Genomic DNA, 15,248 nt, shown 5'->3' on the forward strand with positions numbered 1-15,248 from the left:
GTACCACGCGGACGCTGGCCGGGCGCGCGCCCGGCGGCGGGGTCACAGCACCTGCACGCCGATCGACTTGAACAGGGCCAGCACCGGCTTGTTGGGCTGGATGTCGAGGTCCTGGCGCGAGTCCGGGGTGAGCTGGGACAGGAACAGCACATCGCCCACCGCGACCTCGGCCAGGGCCATGGTCTTGTCTTCGGTCTCGCGCACGGTGCGCACCGTGCCGGCGATGACATTGTTGGTGCTGATAAGCCTGGGCTCCTCCAGGGCGAGAGCGACTTCGCGCGCTGGAATGCGCACCCGCAGCCGCGTGCCCAGCGGCCGGTCGAGGATCGGCACCAGGATCTTCACGCCCTGGGCGTCGAGCTGGGTCAGCCAGCGGGCGTGATCATGCTGTTCCACCGTCGCGGAAATCACGGCGCCGGCATTGCTGCCGGTGGAGAAGGGCAGGTCGGCGCGCGCCAGCACCGCGCCCACCGGCCCCGACGCCTCGATGTGCCCCTTCGAGATGAGCACCAGCGTGTCCGCCAGCCGCGCCACCTCCTCGATGGAGTGGGTGACGATCATGATGGGAATGTTCATCTCGTCGTGCAGGCGGGCGAGGAACGGCATGATCTCCTGCTTGCGCGAGGAATCGAGGGCCGCCATGGGCTCGTCCATCAGCAGCAGCCGTGGCTGGCTCAGCAGCGCCCGGCCGATGGCGACGCGCTGGCGCTCACCGCCCGACAGCTTGGCCGGACGCCGGCCCAGGAGGTGGCCGATGCCGAGCAGTTCCACCGCTTCGTCGAACTTGACCGGGCCGGCCGGCGCCCGGCGCATGCCGTAGCGCAAATTGGCCGCCACCGTCATGTGCGGGAACAGGCGCCCGTCCTGGAACACCACGCCGATGCGCCGCTCGGCGGGCTGCCGGTCGGAGAGCACGTCGCCGTCGAGAACCACGCGCGCCTCATCGGCCTTGAGCAGGCCCGAGACGGCGGACATGACCGTGGTCTTGCCGCAGCCCGAGGGGCCGAACAGGGCCACGACGCCGGGCGTGGGCGCGCTGAAGGAGATGTCGAGCGAGAAGCTTGGAAAGCTATGCTTGACCGTGACGTCGAGGCTCATGGACGTAACCGCTTTCCGACCCATTCGCCGAAGAGCAGTCCGGCCACCGCGAGCACCACCGAGATCAGGGAGAGGCGCGCCGCCGCCTCCTCGCCGCCCGGGGTCTGCAGGGCGGTGAAGATGGCCAAGGGCAGGGTCTGGGTCTGGCCGGGAACATTGGAGGCAAAGGTGATGACCGCGCCGAACTCGCCGAGGCTCGCCGCATAGGCAGTGATGGCGCCGGACACCACGCCCGGCGCCATCAGCGGCAAAGTGACGGTGAAGAAGCGGTCCACCGATTTGGCGCCCAGCGTGCTTGCGGCATCCTCAAGGCCGCGATCCACCGAATCGAGGGAGAGGCGGATCGCCCGCACCATGAGCGGAAAGCTCATGACCGCGCAGGCCAGGGCCGCGCCGTTGGCGGTGAACACCAGGCGGATGCCGAACCAGTCGTTGAGGATCTGGCCGATGGGGCCGCGAATCCCGAATACGATCAGCAGCATCCAGCCCACCACCACCGGCGGGAGCACCAATGGCAAATGAACGAAAATATTGAGGGCGGTCCGGCCGGGAAGGCCAGGCCACCGCAGGAGAAGCGATACCAGGATCGCCAGGGGCAGGCCCATGGTGACCGCCTGAGCGGCCACCACAACGCTGAGGCGGACCGCCTGCCATTCTTCCGCGCTGAGGCCGAAGTCCATCGGAGGTCTTCAGATGAGCGTCATTCCGCTTTCATCAATTGGCCGAGAAGCCCAGCTTCTTATAGACCGCCATGGCTTCCGGACCCACCAGGAAGGCCAGCGCGGCGCGCGCGTCGGGCGTGTCCTGGGCGGTCACGATCACGAACGGATAGCTCACCGGCTCGTGGGAGTCCTTCGGGAAAATGCCCACCACTTTCACCCGGCTGGAGGCCGCCGCGTCGGTGCCATAGACGATCCCGAGCGGGGCTTCGCCGCGCTCCACCAGGAGCAGGGCGGCGCGCACGCTATCGGCGCGGGCAAGGCGGGGGTTGATGGCGTCCCACTGGCCCATCCAGGTCAGGGCCTGCTGGGCGTAGAGGCCGACCGGAACGTGGGCCGGATCGCCGGTGGCGAGGCGACCGTTGGCGCCAAGCAGGGCTGCAAGGTCGGTGGTCTTGGTGATGTCCACCTTCACGGTGCTGTCGGTGGGGGCGATGAGCACGAGGTCGTTGCCCAGCGGCGACACCTTGGAGGACTTCACCAGCAGGCCGCGCTCAATGCCCCAGTCGGCCCAGCGCTGGTCGGCCGAGATGAAGATGGCGGCCTTCGCGCCCTGCTCGATCTGCTTGATCAGGGTGGAGGAGGCCGCGAAATTGAACTCCATGGGCGCATTGCCCTTGGCCACCCAGATCTCGTTCGCCTTCCGCAGCGCGTCCGACATGGAGGCGGCCGCGAACACGGTCTGCGTGGTGGTGACCTTTGCCGGGGCGGGAGCAGCGCTTTCGGCGGACGCGAGGGAAGGCAGCGCAATGGAAAGGCAAAGAAGAGCGGCTGAGAGCAGTCGGAGGGCCATGAGGAATGTCCTGAACTATATTCAGATTAATATAGCTTAAGGTGGCGGTAGAGGATTGCCAATCGCCTTTCAGCGCGAAAGGGCCGATGTGCGACCATAGTCGATGCCAGGGGCGGATTTGCCGGGGCGATAGGGGCGCGGGGCAGGGGCGGTGGACATCCCGCGGGCGCGCGGGCATGGTGCACGCCCGCTCCAAGTCGATGTCCGCGCCCGTGATCTGCCTTTGTCCCCGCGTGTGCACGCCGCGCCGCATCCCCGTTGTGTTTGTCGGCCGCGCCCCCGCGCCTACGGGGGGAGTGCGATGACGCGGCCAAGCGGGGCCTGCCCCCTGTTCACGGTTGCGCCGGCGCGGCCGCTCCTGGTGGCGCGCTTCACCGTCGATCAGCACATGGTGTCGTGGTCCATCAACCGGCCCGGCTTCGTGACGGCGCGCACGGTGGCCTGGCTGGAGGTGCGCAATAGCGATCTCTCCGCCGATCTCGATGTGCTGACGTGGTTCGCCGCCCGGCTCGATGCCGCCGGCCTTGGCGATGCGGTCGGCCTGATGACGTCGCGCAACGTGGATCATCACCATCTGGCGCGGCGCACGGTGGAAGGGGTGACCGCCGCGTGCCTCGTCACCCTGGGGCTCAACAATGGCGAGCGGGTCGGCGCGCGCTTCGCGCCCGTGCCGGCCGCGCACCTGTCGGCCGGCACGGTGAACATGTTGGCGGCGGTGGATGTGCCCCTGACCCCGGCGGCGCTGCTGGAAGCATCCTCCATCGTCGTCCAGGCGCGCACCCGCGCCATCCTGGAGGCGGATTTCCAGCGCGACGGCATCGCCGAGCCGGTGTCCGGCACCGGCACCGACTGTGTGGTGATGAGCGCGCCCGCCGCCGGCGTGGCGCGCCCTTATGCGGGGCTGCACACGGCCGTGGGCGAGGCGGTGGGCGCCGCCGCTCTCGCCGCCACCCGCGAGGCGGTCGCGGTCTGGCTCGCGGACCCCGGACGGTTCACCCTCTGAGGGGGCTCACGCGAAGCGGATGTCCAGGGTGCCGACGCCGTCCACGCCCCCTTCCAGCCGATCACCCCGCGCGATGTGGCCGACGCCGGCGGGGGTGCCGGTGAAGATCAGATCACCGGGGGCGAGGGTGAACAGGGTGGAGAGCGTGGCGATCACCTCGGGCACCTTCCAGATCATCTGGTTGAGGTCGCCCTGCTGCTTCAGCGCGCCGTTCACGTTGAGGAAGATGCGGCCGGCGGCGGGATGGCCGATGCGGCTCGCCGGCACCAGGGCCGAGCAGGGCGCGGCATCCTCGAACGCCTTGGCCGGCTCCCAGGAGCGGCCCATTTTCTTCAGTTCCGCCTGCAGGTCCCGGCGGGTGAGGTCAAGCCCCACCGCATAGCCATAGACATGGTCGAGCGCGTCGCGCGCTGGAATGTCGGAGCCGCCGGACTTCAGCGCCACCACCAGCTCGATTTCGTGGTGCAGGTCGTTGGTACCCTTGGGGTAGGCGGCGGTGGCGCCGTCCCGCACCAGGGTGTCGGGGTTCTTCTGGAAGAAGAAGGGCGGCTCCTTGCTTGGATCGTGCCCCATCTCGATGGCGTGGTCGGCATAGTTGCGCCCGACGCAATAGATGCGATGGACCGGGAACACCGCGCTTTCGCCGATCACCGGCAGGGTCGGGATGGACGGCGGGGAAATGACGTATTCGGCCATCACAGGCTCCGGTAAGGCAGGATATCGCTCCTGATTAGGAGCTTCCGGCGCCCGAGGAAAGGCATCCGCAAGGTTGCGGCGCGCGATTTCAGGCCTGCGAAAGGATGCGACCGCAAGGCCGCTGACAGGTTGGTTATATCCACATATATATAGCTGCTGGGCGTTTCGCCCGCGATTGCGCACACGACCTCAGGCGCGGCGGCTGGTTCCCCCGGTGACGCGCCGCTTTTTCGCGCCTGGAGATTGCCCATGCAGTTCGGCCTTTTCTGCACCTATGAAAACCCGCAAGGGGACTATGTTTCCGCCTATGGCGAGCAGACCGGGCTGGTGCGCCTCGTCGAGGATCTGGGCTTCGATGAGGCCTGGGTGGCCGAGCACCATTTCAATCCCGGCGCGGCGAGCCCCTCCTGCCTCGCCTTGCTTGCCCACCTCGCCGGGCAGACCCGTCGTATCCGGCTCGGCTCGGCGGCGGTGCTGCTGCCGTTCCGCGATCCGATCACGGTGGCGGAGGATGTGGCGACGGTGGACATCCTTTCCCACGGGCGGTTCAATCTCGCGGTGGCGAAGGGCGGGCCGTTCCCGGTGCAGAACAAGCATTTCCACGCCGCCAAGGAAACGTCCCGCGCCAAGACGCTGGAAGCCCTGACCGTCATCGAGAAGCTGCTCTATGAGCCGGTGGTGCATTTCAAGGGCGAGTTCTTCGAACTCGATGGGGTCGAATTGGTTCCGAAGCCGGTGCAGGCGCCTATCCCCACCTTCTTCGCCACCGCCACCGAGGATGCGCTGAAGCTGGCCGCGGCGCGCGGCTACGGCATCATGGCGGCGCCGCCTTTCCCCCTGGACGGGGCGCGCCAGAGCCTGCGCCTGTATCGCGAGGCGGTGCCCGGGGCCGATCCGCGCTTCACCCTCATCCGCTTCTACCATGTGGCGGCGACCCGCGAGCAGGCGGTGGCGGACGCGCAGGCGTTCCTGCGGCCATTCGTGGAGCGCATGCAGGCCGTGACCCAGGAGGCGCAGCCCAATTGGACGCCCTGGTTCGCCCTCGACCGCATGATCGCCGACTCTCTGGTCGGCACCATCGAGGATGTGGCGGCCAAGGTGGAGGCCATCGCCGACGACCTCTCGCCGCGCACCCTGGTGCTGAAGCCGCTGAGCCCCGACTTCGCCAAGCGTAAGGCCGACCTGGAGCTGTTCGCCCGCGCCGTGCGCCCGCGCTGGAGCGCCGCCGCCTGAGCCTCCCCTTGCGCCCGCGCCGCCGGCTGGACGTCGGTCGCCCTTTCCGCCATCGGCGCCGGTCCTTGAGCGCTGCCAGACGGGGACTCCCGAGCGCCGCGCGGGCTTGAGCGCCGGCCGGTCAGCGAAGCCTTGAGGCGGTTCGTGTCAGAGCGGCGCCGTGGGGCAGCGCGCGGGAGGGAGGCTCCAGGCGTCCCCGCCGCGTCGATGTCCGCGGCCGGTCGTCACTGCGACGCGGGCGGCGTGTCGCCGGCGTCTTCCGCTCCGGCCGGCGCGGGCGCCTCCTCCATGTCGCCGGCGGTGGCGCCATCGTCGGTGGCCTGCGGCGTCGGGTCCGAACGGGCGTCGGACGGCGGTTCGGCCTCCGTTGCCGTGGCGTCGTTGTCGGGCGACTCCGGCACAAAAGCCGCGCCGGCGTCTTCGGGCGGAGTGTCGGCGGGTTCCGGGTCCGTGCTGGCCGAGGCGCCGCCTTCCCGCGCAGGCAGCGACAAGGTGGCCGTCGCGCCGTCCTTGCCGAGCGTGACGCGCTGGGCCTCCACCGATTTCAGGGTCCAGCCGTCATGCGTGTCCCCGGTCCTTAGGCGGAACGCCTGATCCGATCCGGTGTCGTGGAAGAGGCCGAAGCCCGCGCCGGGGCCGGTGATGGTGCCCACGAGGCTGAAACTCGGGGCGGCGCTGGAGCTGGCATCCGGGCTGGACGTCTCCGGGGCATCGGGGAGCGCCTCGGCGTCCTCGGCGCGCGGCGGCGGGCGTCGCGAGGGGGAGAAGATCGGCCGCTCGCGGGTGGCGGACAGGGTTGACAGAGGAATGGCCCAGAGCGGATTGCCCTGCGGATCCCCCCTGCGCGGATCTCCCCCCTGCCGCTTGCCCGGTTGCGATGACGGGGGCGGCGCCGCTTTGCCCGGTTCCGATCTTCCCGGTTCCGATCTCCCTGGTTCCGACTTGCCCGGCTGCGGGCTGCGCGGCGCGCCGGCGTGGGGCAGGCCGAGATCGATGCGCGGGGCCGGGGGGGTGAGATCGAGGGCGGTGGCCGGGCGCGGGGGTGCCCCGGCCAGGATCAAGGCCGCCAGCAGCAGTCCCCGGACCGGTTGCGATCCGATCATGGCGTCCCCCGCCACTGGCCATAGACGGTGAGCGTCACATGCAGCCGTTGCGGATCGCCGTCCCCCGGCGCGCGGGCCGCCACCGGGCGGGCGGCCAACTGGCCCACGAACAGGAACGGCAAACCCGATTCGAGATCATAAAGCAGCTTCTGAAGATCCGCCTGGGCGATCTCCAGGCTGGCTTCGACGGCGATGAAGTCCGGGCCATAGGGGGTGTCGCGCAGCGCCACCTGGGATGAGGTGATGCGCCCGCCCGCGTCCGCCACCGCGCTCGACAGGCGCTGCATTAGCCCGGCGCCGGCGATGGTGAGGGTGGCCCCGTCGAGGAAGGGAGACCCGGCCGGGCCTCCGCTCCCGCTTCCCGGCATCCCGCGCCGGGCCTGGAGCTGGGCCAGGGTGGCGGCGGCCTCGTCGACGGCGCCGCGCCGCGCCGTCATGTCCCGCACCGCGTCGGCGGCGATGAACAGCAGCAGCAGAACCAGCCCGCCATAGGCGAGGCCGGCGAGCAGGGGGCGCGGGCCCATGGGCGGCTTGGAAGGGGCGAGGCTCATGGCCTGGCCTCGCCGCCACGGGTGGCCGCGGCCTCGATGTCGAAGCGTTCGCCGTGGCCGGTCGGCAGCGGCGTCGTGGGGGCGACGAAGGTGGCTCCGGTGAAGCGCCCGGATTGCTCCATGAGCCGGATCAGCTCCGCCGGAGCCGCCGAGACGCCGGCAATTCGCACCCGGTCCCCGTCGATTTGCAGGTCGGTGACATAGGTGTCATCCGGCAGCACGCGGGAGAGGTGTTCGAGGGTGAGTGTGGCGGCGGGTAGGTCATGCTTGCGCCGTTCCAGCGCCTCGAAGGCCGTGCCGCCGGTGCCCTGGTTCGCCCGGGCCGCCATGATCTGCCGGCGGGTGGCGGCAATGGCCTGCTCGATATCGGCCCGCTCCGCGTCGAGGCTCTGCGCGGCGAAGGTGGAGACCACCAGAGCCGCGGTCGCCAGCAGCGCCGCCGCGCCCAGGATGCCCGTCAGCGCGGTGCGGATGCGCGCCGAGTCGGCGCCCGCGCTCTGGTCAAGCAGGCGGATGGGGACCGTATCCACAGTGGTGGTGATCGAGATGGAGCCGGCGCCGAGGTGCCTGAGGCCCGCGAGGAGGGGGCTTACGGAGGCCTTGGGCGTGGCCACCACGGTGATGCGGAGGCGATCGTCGGCGCGGCCGTCCGGGGGCGTCCAGCCATAAAGGGCGTCCTCCGCCATCCAGGGCGTGAGACGATCGATTTGCGACCGGACGATGCCGGGCAGGAACGGCGCGGCGCCGTGGGGCAGGTCCAGCGGTCGCGCCAGCATCCGCCTGCTGTCCAAGTGGAGGTCCATCGGCTGGTTCTTCAGCCGGGCGGCGATCACCCGCGGCACGTCCGGGCCATCGGGATCGCCGAGCCGCACCGCCACCGCGCCACCCTCGGGCAGGGTGAGGCTGAACAGGCCGTTTTCGCGCTCGGTTAGTCGGAAGCCGCGCCGGCGCCGCACCCGCGCCAGCCCATCCGACACGGTGCTGGCGACCATGTCGAGCCAAAGGGAGAACAGATCCATGAAGCGCGTGACGGTCATCGTCCGTTCTCCGATCCGCCCGGAGCCGAAGGGGCGTAGGGGCCGGGCACGGCCATCGGCGCCGCGAGCTCCTCCTCGCTCCAGGCGAGGATGCGATAGGGGGTGTCCCCGGATTCGCGCAACAGGATCACGGCTTCGATGGTCCGATGACGTCCGCTATCGAAATCCATGCCGATTGTCACCCGCACCGCGTCGGTGTGGCCGGGAAGGGGGGCCGGGCCGTCGTCTCCGGGATCGGCGCGCCGGGTGCCCGCCGCCGCCTGCACCACCGGATCGGCATTGGCGGGATGGACCTGCGCCTGCCCGCTGAACACCGTGACATGGGGCAGCGCCGCCGCCACGAGGTCGGGCGGCAGGCCGGCGACCCGCCACAGCTCGTCGGCATGCACGAAGGGCGCGCCCCGTGGCGCGTAGCCGAGCTGGGCGTCGCGATAGAGCGCGGCTTCCTCCGGCGGGGCATCCTCGGGGTCCGAGGAGCGCCAGGCCACCACATGCCGGGCGAAGCCGTCGGCGGCGTCGGGTGTGGCGCCGAGGGCGGAAAACAGGCCCGCGATCAGTTCATGAGGCGCGGCATTGAGATCGATGCGGGCGGTGTCCTCCACGAAGCCGACGCGGATCTGCGCCGATCCCATGCGAAAGCTGAAGCCGCCCCGCGTCGGCCGCTCGTCCCTGGACTGGGCCAGCAGGCGGAAGGCCGTGAGCTCCAGCGCCGCGCGCGCCAGCGGGCGCGCCGCCACTTCTTCCTCCAGCGCCACCGCGCTGCGCACGGTGGCGGCGACATAGACCGCATAGGCCGCCGCGAAGGTGGCGAGGGCGATCAGGATCCAGAGCACGGCGACCAGGATGAAGCCGTCGTCGCCGGAAGGGCGGGTGCGGGGCGGCGTCATGGGGTCTTATCCGCGGTGCCGGGGGGCGGCTCGTCGTCAGGGGGGGCGGCGCCGTTGCAGATGGGCAAGGCGGCATTGGAGACGCAGGCGGCCGGCAGTTCGGTGTTCAACAGGGCCACGGTGGAGATGTCCAGGGCGCGGCCGGTGCGCGCGTCGCGCACCACGATGCGCACGGCGCGGGGCAGCTCGTCGAGGTTGGTCCAGGCGCCGAGCCACAGGCCGTCGGAACCTGCATAGGAAAAGTCGAGCTGGTAGGGCGCGCGCAGCAGCACCACCGGGGCGCCGAACGCAGGCATGGCGTCGCCCGACCGTCGCGGCACATAGGGAGCGGCGCTGCGGGTGAGGCCGTCGTCGCTGGCCAGGAGGACGATTTCGAGTCCCGGCCGGGCATTGGGGCCGAGCGCCGGGCGCACGAAGGTGATGGAGGCCGGCCGGCCGTCGAACAGCGGGCGCGGACGTTCGAGGCCGGCCGGCACGAAGGCGGCGGCGCCCAGGTCCGCCGTCACCCGGCGCAGGGCGAGGCTGACGCGCTCCACGTTCTCCACCCGGTTGATGCCGCGCTTCCAGTTCGGCAGCCATTGCGCCGTGAGGGTCGCAAGGGCCGAGACCACCAGCGCGGCCAGGACCAGGGCCACCAGCATTTCCACCAGGGTGAAGCCTTCGGTCCGGCGCGGCGCTGGGGTCATGGGGCAGCCGCTCCGCTGCGGTCCGGCGGGCCGGATTCCGTGTCGCCGGGCGCGGTGTCCGGAGGGGTGTCGGTGGGGACGAGGCGCACCGTCTCGATCTCGATCAGGCCGCCCTTGGGGCCGGCGACGCGGATCCGCACACGGCGCGGCACCCAGCGCACACCATCGGGGATGTCGCCGACATCAAGGGGTTCGGTGTCCATGCGCCAGGCGTGACCCGCGACCACCCCATCGAGCCGATCTTCCCGGAGCTGGTCGCGCGGCGGAATGCCCGCCTCCACCGCCTGGGCGGTCGCGACCAGGGCGGCGCGCTGCTCCAGCGCGCGCGTGGCCCGCGCGTTGGCGCCGACCACGAGGCCGATGGCCGCCAGCACCGCCATTGTCACCGCCAGCGCCACCAACACCTCGATCAGAGTGAAGCCGGCTTGGCCCGCGCCGTGCCGCGTTGGCGCGCGCGCAGAGGGGGACGCACCACCGCGCCCCGTGGTGTCTGGCGCGGTGCGCGTGCTGTCACCCGTACCGCCATCCGCCGGCGCGACAGCCGGGGCGTGGCCTGGGCGTCCGCCGGCGCCTGGAACCCGGTCTGCGCCGAGGCCGGGATCGTCATGGCAGGGATCGTCATGGCCATCGGCCGCCCGGTGCCATCGGTCGGCGCAGGGCCGTGGGTGGCGGGCCGGCGGGCGGGGATCGCCCGCGCGCGTGGCGGCGTCGGGCAGCGGCCCATCGTAGGCGGCGGCTTCAGGAGGCGCGGCGCGGGACAATCTCCACCCCTCCGGTCAGCCAGTTCACGCGCACGTCATAGGCGGCGCCGCCCCGCGCTAAGGTGACCACGCCGCCGCACGACATGCCGCTGGGAAAGAAGCCGATCTGCGCATCGACCCGGCGTCCGCCGCATTGGCGCGGCAAGAGGGCTTCGATGCGCACATCTCCGGGCAGGCGCACGCGGCGGCCGTTCGATCCCGAGCGCAGCCGCCCGGCCGGGGCGTCCACCTCGGTGGCCACAAAGCGGCCCTGTCGCACGGCGGCGGCGCGGTCGGCCTTCAGCAGGGCCGCCGTTTCCACCGCGAACGCCTCCAGGCGCGGGCGCGAGGTGCCGAGCGGGATCCGCGGCAGGGCGAGGGCGGCGAGGGCCGCCACGATCAGCAATGCGCACACCACCTCCAGCAGGGTGAAGCCGGCTTCGCCGCCTAGCGCGCGCGCGGGGGGCCTGGGCAGCTCCTGTGGCGGTGGGCGAAAGGCCTTCATCTCCAAATGACTCCGCGACGCGCCCCGCAAGGTCTGGGGCCGGGGTCGGAACGCGCGCCGCTCCTCGGGCAAGACGCCTCCCCCGCTGCCGCCTGCCCGCCGGCACCCGGCCGCAACCAGCACCGCGCGGGAGCGCCGCGCGGCCGGGTTCTGTGAGGGGCGCGGGCGCCTGTCATGGCTGGGCGTTTCCGTTTCCGTTCATGGTGTTGTGTTCATGGTGCTGCGTTCATGGCGCTGCGGTCTTGGCGGCGCTGGAGATGTCGGCGGCGTTGCCGGTGCCCCCTTCCTGGCCATCCGCGCCACGGGAAACGATCTCGTAAGGCGCATTCGGACCCGGCGCGCGATAGATGTAAGCCTTGCCCCAGGGGTCGGCCGGCACCTGTCCGCCCTTGAGGTAGGGGCCGTTCCAGGCGCCGACCCCGGACGGGCGCTGCACCAGCGCGTTCAGGCCTTCCGACGAGGACGGATAGCGCCCCGCATCCAGGTAGAACAGGTCGAGGGCGCTGGCGAAGCCCTGGATCTGGATCTTCGCCGTCTTCACTTTGGAATCGCCCAGATAATTGAGCACCCGCGGCCCCACCAGGGCGGCCAGCAGGCCGATGATGGTGATGACCACCAGCAGCTCCACCAGGGTGTAGCCGCCCTCGCGCGTGCGGCGGCGGATCGATGTCGGGCGTGCCCGGCGCGGGGCCTTGCTCATGGGGTTCATCCGATGCTTTGGCTGACCGACAGGAGCGCGGTCATGACCGAGACGATGAGGCCGCCCACCACCACCGAGATGGTGATGATGGACACCGGCCCGACGATGGCCACCAGACGCGCCAGAGCGCGCTGGAGCTTCTCTTCATAGAAATCGGCGATGCGGCCCGAGAGCAGGGCCAGTTGCCCGGTCTCCTCCCCCAGGCGCAGCATGCGGATGGCCATGGGCGGCAGCGCCTCGCCGGTGGCGAAGGCGTCGGACAGGCGCCCGCCATGGCGCACCCTTTCGGCCGCCGCCGCCCACACCGCCCCGTCCGGCCCGTCGGCGACCACCGCCACCAGGATTTTCAGTGCCGCCGTCAGGGTCACGCCGTTGCCGATCAGGATCGAGAGGTTGCGGCAGAACATGGCCGAGCGGCGATACATCAGGATGGTGCGCACCAGCGGCAGCCGGCCCAGGGCGCCGAGCACCGCCGCGCGCGCCTTGGCCTGCCGCAACGCCAGCCACAGGCCGAGCGGCAGCAGCGCGGCGCCGAGCGCCAGCGCATCGGCGTGCGCCTTGAGGGCGTCGGAGGCGTCGAGCAGGGTTTCCACGGCGGGGTCGAGCGTCGCGCCCATGTCGCGCAGCACGCCGGAGAATTGCGGCAGCACGAACAGGAGGAAGAACACCAGCACCGCCCCTGACGCCGCCAGCACGAAGGCGGGATATTGCAGCGCTTCCACCACCTTGCGGCGCAGGGCCTCGGCCCGCGCGCGCTCTTCCGCGAGCAATTCCAGTACCCGGTCCACGGTGCCGGAGGCCTCGCCCACCCGCACCAGGGCCACATAGACCGGCGGAAACAGCCCGCCATGGGCGGAGAGCGCCTCGGCGAAGCCCTCCCCGGACAGCACGCCGGCGCGGATCTTGCGCGCCGTCTCCCGCATGCGGCCGAGGTCGGCGTCGCCGGCGAGCAGCTCCAGCGCTTCGTCGAGCCGCGCCCCGGCGCGCAGCAGCAAGGCCAGGTCGCGGGTGAACAGGGTCACGTCCTGGGCCCGCGGCCGGTGCAGGAACTCCGGCAGGCTGAAGCCGCCGGTCGCTTTCGGCCCGCCGCCCGCGAGCGCGGTTTCCACCGGGACCAGCCCGAGATATTCGATGCGCCGGCGCACCTCGGCTTCGGTCGGCGCGGAGATCTCGCCGCTCACCATGTGGCCGGCCTGGGTCAGGGCCTTGTAGTTGTAGGTGGCCATCGTCAGCGCACGGTGGTCACGCGCAACACCTCGGCGGCCGAGGTGAGGCCGGCGCGGCATTTGGCGATGCCGTCGTCGAGCATGGTGGACATGCCCTCGGCGATGGCGGCCCGGTCGAGCGCGCCGGACCCCGCCTTGCGGTCGATCATCTCGCGCATGGCCTCGCTGAGGGTGAGGATCTCGAACACCCCGAGCCGGCCGCGATAGCCGGTGCCGCCGCAGCGTTCGCACCCCTCCGGTTCATAGACGGTCTCGCCGGCCTTGAGCCCCAAGGCGGAATAGCGCGGCTCAGCCGCGATGGCGGCGCGCGAGAGGGTGAGCGGCCGCTTGCAGCGCTCGCAGAGCTGGCGCACCAGGCGTTGAGCCACCACCGCCCGCAACGTGGATTTCAAAAGGAAGTCCTCCACCCCGAGATCGAGCAGGCGGGGGATGGCGGCGGCGGCGGTGTCGGTGTGCAGGGTGGTGAGCACCAGATGGCCGGTGAGGGCGGCATGCACGGCGATATGGGCGGTTTCCGGATCACGCACCTCGCCCACCATGATGACGTCCGGGTCCTGGCGCAGGAACGCGCGCAGGGCCGCCGCGAAGGTGAGCCCGATGGCCGGCTTCACCTGGCTCTGGCAGACGCCGCGGATCTCGTATTCCACCGGGTCCTCGATGGTCAGGATCTTGCGCGCCGGCGTGTTGAGCAGCGACAGAACGGTGGCCAGCGTCGTGGTCTTGCCGGAGCCGGTGGGGCCGGTCACGACGATCATGCCGTGGGGCAGGCCGATGAGCCGGTTGAGGGTGGCCGCGTCCCCCGCGCCGAGGCCGAGGCGGTCGACGCTGAGCAGCCCGCGATCGCGCGGCAGCAGGCGGATCACCGCCGTTTCCCCGTGCTGGGTGGGCATGATGGCGACGCGAATGTCGATCTCGGCGCGCCCGAGCTTCAGGCGCGCGGCGCCGTCCTGGGGCAGCCGGCGTTCGGCGATGTCGAGGCCGGACAGGATCTTGACGCGGGAGATGACCGCCTGCGGCAGCACGTCGGCGGGAAAGGCCACCAGCCGCAACAGGCCGTCGATGCGCAGGCGCACCTCCAGCGTGCCGCGATGGGGGGCGATGTGGATGTCGCTGGCGCGCAGCTCCATCGCCTTTTCCAGGAGATCGCCGACGGCCCGCACCACCGGCGCGCCGCTGGCGAGATCGCGCAGGCTGTCGATGTCGTCGTCGCCCGTGGGGAGGGCGGTTTCGGCGGCCGGGGCATCATCGCTCCCGAGGCGCGCGGCAAGGGCGGTGGCGATGTCCTCGAAGGCGGCCACCACCGGGGTGACGGGCTCCTGGAGCACGATCTCGGCGGCGCGCAGGACGCTGGCATCGGTGGGGTCGCCGAGGGCGAGACGCGCGGTGCCGTCGCCGGCGCGGAAGGGCACCGCCGCCGCTTCCCGCAGGAAGCGGGCGGAGAAGCGGTCCGCCAGGGAGGTCGCCGCCATCATCTGCGCCAGGTCCACCCGTGGCAGGCCGAAGAACGCCCCGACTGCATCCGCGAATTCCGTGGACGACAGCTCGCTCGCCTCCCACAGGTGGCGCAGGGACGGCCCGGCCGCGTCGGCGGCGAGGTCTGCGCCGGCGGGCTGCGGCGCAGCGGGATCGCTGGCCCGCGCCCCATGCCCCCGGCGCGCCAGAAACGAGGGAAAATCGCCCGTGCCGCCGCTCGTCATGGCATGTGCGCCCCGGTGCGGCGGTATGGCCGATCGGCATGGGGACGGCGCACGCTCGGCCGCCATTGCTGCCCGGCACGGCCCATGCGGACGCCTGTTTTGCGGAAGACCGCCAAAAGGGAGAAAAGCTCCATCGGCGCCGTCAAAGCCCCGCCCACCGATTTTGATGCATCGCGACCGTCATGAGCGCGCCGCGCGTCATGTCCTTTAAACATTCACAGCATCGCGCCGCCGCGTCAATGTGATGCAACCTGCGCGCGGTGGTGCAAAAGAGTGACATCAACATTCACAGGGATGGAATTTGCCGCATAAGCATGCAGAAATTACCACTGCGGCCGCTCTCATGTGCTCCGCGCCGCATCAATTGATGTGGAAAAGTCCCCATTTTGTGGATTGACGCGCGCCCCCGCACGCTTCTCGCTGAGGCATGGCTTGAACCGGGTTAATCAAAAATTTAGAAACTAATCCTCGCGCCGGCTCGCGACCTTGGTTTCAGCACCGGGGGCGCATGTGGGCATGGGAAAGGGCGGGGGCAGTTTGCGGAAAGATCGGCCAGACCGGTTCGCCCCACCAT

17 protein-coding genes are annotated in these 15,248 nt (G+C 70.9%); 2 read left to right on the forward strand and 15 right to left on the reverse strand.

The features are described 5' to 3' along the window. Positions 1-42: 42 nt before the first annotated feature. From modC to modA, 3 genes are read right to left on the reverse strand one after another with little or no spacing between them, the layout of a single operon-like run. Positions 43-1,098: a molybdenum ABC transporter ATP-binding protein gene (gene modC, locus HUW53_RS12150; protein WP_237346032.1), complete on the reverse strand. Its 1,056-nt coding sequence runs from the start codon at positions 1,096-1,098 to the stop codon at positions 43-45. Continuing rightward, on the reverse strand, positions 1,095-1,778 hold the full coding sequence (gene modB, locus HUW53_RS12155; RefSeq protein ID WP_237346033.1) for a molybdate ABC transporter permease subunit: 684 nt from the start codon (positions 1,776-1,778) through the stop codon (positions 1,095-1,097). Before modB ends, modC begins: the two co-directional genes overlap by 4 nt. Positions 1,779-1,812: 34 nt before the next feature. Further along, positions 1,813-2,610, reverse strand: coding sequence for a molybdate ABC transporter substrate-binding protein (gene modA, locus HUW53_RS12160; protein ID WP_237346034.1), 798 nt, complete (start codon positions 2,608-2,610; stop codon positions 1,813-1,815). A 301-nt stretch (positions 2,611-2,911) separates the two neighbouring features. Here modA and HUW53_RS12165 point away from each other — a divergent pair, with 301 nt between their 5' ends. Continuing rightward, positions 2,912-3,613, forward strand: a complete 702-nt coding sequence (locus tag HUW53_RS12165; protein WP_237346035.1) for an adenosylcobinamide amidohydrolase — start codon at positions 2,912-2,914, stop codon at positions 3,611-3,613. A 6-nt stretch (positions 3,614-3,619) separates the two neighbouring features. Here the strand turns inward: HUW53_RS12165 and HUW53_RS12170 are convergent, their stop codons facing one another. Further along, positions 3,620-4,309, reverse strand: coding sequence for a fumarylacetoacetate hydrolase family protein (locus HUW53_RS12170; protein WP_237346036.1), 690 nt, complete (start codon positions 4,307-4,309; stop codon positions 3,620-3,622). 249 nt (positions 4,310-4,558) lie between these two features. On the opposite strand from HUW53_RS12170, the gene HUW53_RS12175 reads away from it, so the two are divergent. Further along, on the forward strand, positions 4,559-5,542 hold the full coding sequence (locus HUW53_RS12175) for an LLM class flavin-dependent oxidoreductase (protein WP_237346037.1): 984 nt from the start codon (positions 4,559-4,561) through the stop codon (positions 5,540-5,542). A 224-nt stretch (positions 5,543-5,766) separates the two neighbouring features. Here the strand turns inward: HUW53_RS12175 and HUW53_RS12180 are convergent, their stop codons facing one another. From HUW53_RS12180 to HUW53_RS12230, 11 genes are all read right to left on the reverse strand, one after another. After that, positions 5,767-6,645, reverse strand: coding sequence for a RodZ family helix-turn-helix domain-containing protein (locus HUW53_RS12180; RefSeq protein WP_237346038.1), 879 nt, complete (start codon positions 6,643-6,645; stop codon positions 5,767-5,769). Next, positions 6,642-7,196 carry a type II secretion system protein GspM gene (gene gspM / locus HUW53_RS12185; RefSeq protein WP_237346039.1) on the reverse strand — a complete coding sequence of 185 codons (555 nt, stop codon included), beginning with the start codon at positions 7,194-7,196 and terminating at the stop codon, positions 6,642-6,644. Before gspM ends, HUW53_RS12180 begins: the two co-directional genes overlap by 4 nt. Further along, positions 7,193-8,233, reverse strand: coding sequence for a PilN domain-containing protein (locus HUW53_RS12190; protein WP_237346040.1), 1,041 nt, complete (start codon positions 8,231-8,233; stop codon positions 7,193-7,195). The genes gspM and HUW53_RS12190 overlap by 4 nt, the downstream gene beginning before the upstream one ends. Beyond that, positions 8,230-9,120: a type II secretion system protein GspK gene (locus HUW53_RS12195; RefSeq protein WP_237346041.1), complete on the reverse strand. Its 891-nt coding sequence runs from the start codon at positions 9,118-9,120 to the stop codon at positions 8,230-8,232. The genes HUW53_RS12190 and HUW53_RS12195 overlap by 4 nt, the downstream gene beginning before the upstream one ends. Continuing rightward, the gene (locus HUW53_RS12200) at positions 9,117-9,806 is read right to left on the reverse strand and encodes a PulJ/GspJ family protein (protein ID WP_237346042.1); all 690 of its coding nucleotides are present in this window, start codon (positions 9,804-9,806) and stop codon (positions 9,117-9,119) included. The genes HUW53_RS12195 and HUW53_RS12200 overlap by 4 nt, the downstream gene beginning before the upstream one ends. After that, a complete protein-coding gene (locus tag HUW53_RS12205; protein ID WP_237346043.1) occupies positions 9,803-10,204 on the reverse strand; it encodes a hypothetical protein in 402 nt (133 codons plus the stop codon). Before HUW53_RS12205 ends, HUW53_RS12200 begins: the two co-directional genes overlap by 4 nt. A gap of 11 nt (positions 10,205-10,215) precedes the next feature. Then, entirely contained in the window at positions 10,216-10,413 is a 198-nt protein-coding gene (locus HUW53_RS12210; protein ID WP_237346044.1) for a hypothetical protein, read from the reverse strand. Positions 10,414-10,544: 131 nt separating this feature from the next. After that, positions 10,545-11,051: a GspH/FimT family pseudopilin gene (locus HUW53_RS12215; RefSeq protein WP_237346045.1), complete on the reverse strand. Its 507-nt coding sequence runs from the start codon at positions 11,049-11,051 to the stop codon at positions 10,545-10,547. 226 nt (positions 11,052-11,277) lie between these two features. Continuing rightward, positions 11,278-11,751, reverse strand: a complete 474-nt coding sequence (gene gspG / locus HUW53_RS12220; RefSeq protein ID WP_237346046.1) for a type II secretion system major pseudopilin GspG — start codon at positions 11,749-11,751, stop codon at positions 11,278-11,280. Between the two features lie 5 nt (positions 11,752-11,756). Then, complete coding sequence (locus HUW53_RS12225) at positions 11,757-12,977, reverse strand: type II secretion system F family protein (RefSeq protein WP_237346047.1); 1,221 nt, start codon at positions 12,975-12,977, stop codon at positions 11,757-11,759. A gap of 2 nt (positions 12,978-12,979) precedes the next feature. Continuing rightward, positions 12,980-14,674, reverse strand: a complete 1,695-nt coding sequence (locus tag HUW53_RS12230; RefSeq protein WP_237346048.1) for a GspE/PulE family protein — start codon at positions 14,672-14,674, stop codon at positions 12,980-12,982. Between the last annotated feature and the right edge of the window lie 574 nt (positions 14,675-15,248).

Origin of the sequence: Xanthobacter agilis (genome assembly GCF_021730435.1) — a bacterium.
In the GTDB taxonomy this organism is placed as follows: Bacteria; Pseudomonadota; Alphaproteobacteria; order Rhizobiales; family Xanthobacteraceae; genus Xanthobacter; species Xanthobacter agilis.

Coding starts and splice junctions, on each gene's coding strand:
- modC (WP_237346032.1), bottom strand. CDS start 1,098: ATGAGCCTCGACGTCACGGTCAAGCATAGCTTTCCAAGCTTCTCGCTC.
- modB (WP_237346033.1), bottom strand. CDS start 1,778: ATGGACTTCGGCCTCAGCGCGGAAGAATGGCAGGCGGTCCGCCTCAGC.
- modA (WP_237346034.1), bottom strand. CDS start 2,610: ATGGCCCTCCGACTGCTCTCAGCCGCTCTTCTTTGCCTTTCCATTGCG.
- HUW53_RS12165 (WP_237346035.1), top strand. CDS start 2,912: ATGACGCGGCCAAGCGGGGCCTGCCCCCTGTTCACGGTTGCGCCGGCG.
- HUW53_RS12170 (WP_237346036.1), bottom strand. CDS start 4,309: ATGGCCGAATACGTCATTTCCCCGCCGTCCATCCCGACCCTGCCGGTG.
- HUW53_RS12175 (WP_237346037.1), top strand. CDS start 4,559: ATGCAGTTCGGCCTTTTCTGCACCTATGAAAACCCGCAAGGGGACTAT.
- HUW53_RS12180 (WP_237346038.1), bottom strand. CDS start 6,645: ATGATCGGATCGCAACCGGTCCGGGGACTGCTGCTGGCGGCCTTGATC.
- gspM (WP_237346039.1), bottom strand. CDS start 7,196: ATGAGCCTCGCCCCTTCCAAGCCGCCCATGGGCCCGCGCCCCCTGCTC.
- HUW53_RS12190 (WP_237346040.1), bottom strand. CDS start 8,233: ATGACCGTCACGCGCTTCATGGATCTGTTCTCCCTTTGGCTCGACATG.
- HUW53_RS12195 (WP_237346041.1), bottom strand. CDS start 9,120: ATGACGCCGCCCCGCACCCGCCCTTCCGGCGACGACGGCTTCATCCTG.
- HUW53_RS12200 (WP_237346042.1), bottom strand. CDS start 9,806: ATGACCCCAGCGCCGCGCCGGACCGAAGGCTTCACCCTGGTGGAAATG.
- HUW53_RS12210 (WP_237346044.1), bottom strand. CDS start 10,413: ATGACGATCCCGGCCTCGGCGCAGACCGGGTTCCAGGCGCCGGCGGAC.
- HUW53_RS12215 (WP_237346045.1), bottom strand. CDS start 11,051: ATGAAGGCCTTTCGCCCACCGCCACAGGAGCTGCCCAGGCCCCCCGCG.
- gspG (WP_237346046.1), bottom strand. CDS start 11,751: ATGAGCAAGGCCCCGCGCCGGGCACGCCCGACATCGATCCGCCGCCGC.
- HUW53_RS12225 (WP_237346047.1), bottom strand. CDS start 12,977: ATGGCCACCTACAACTACAAGGCCCTGACCCAGGCCGGCCACATGGTG.
- HUW53_RS12230 (WP_237346048.1), bottom strand. CDS start 14,674: ATGACGAGCGGCGGCACGGGCGATTTTCCCTCGTTTCTGGCGCGCCGG.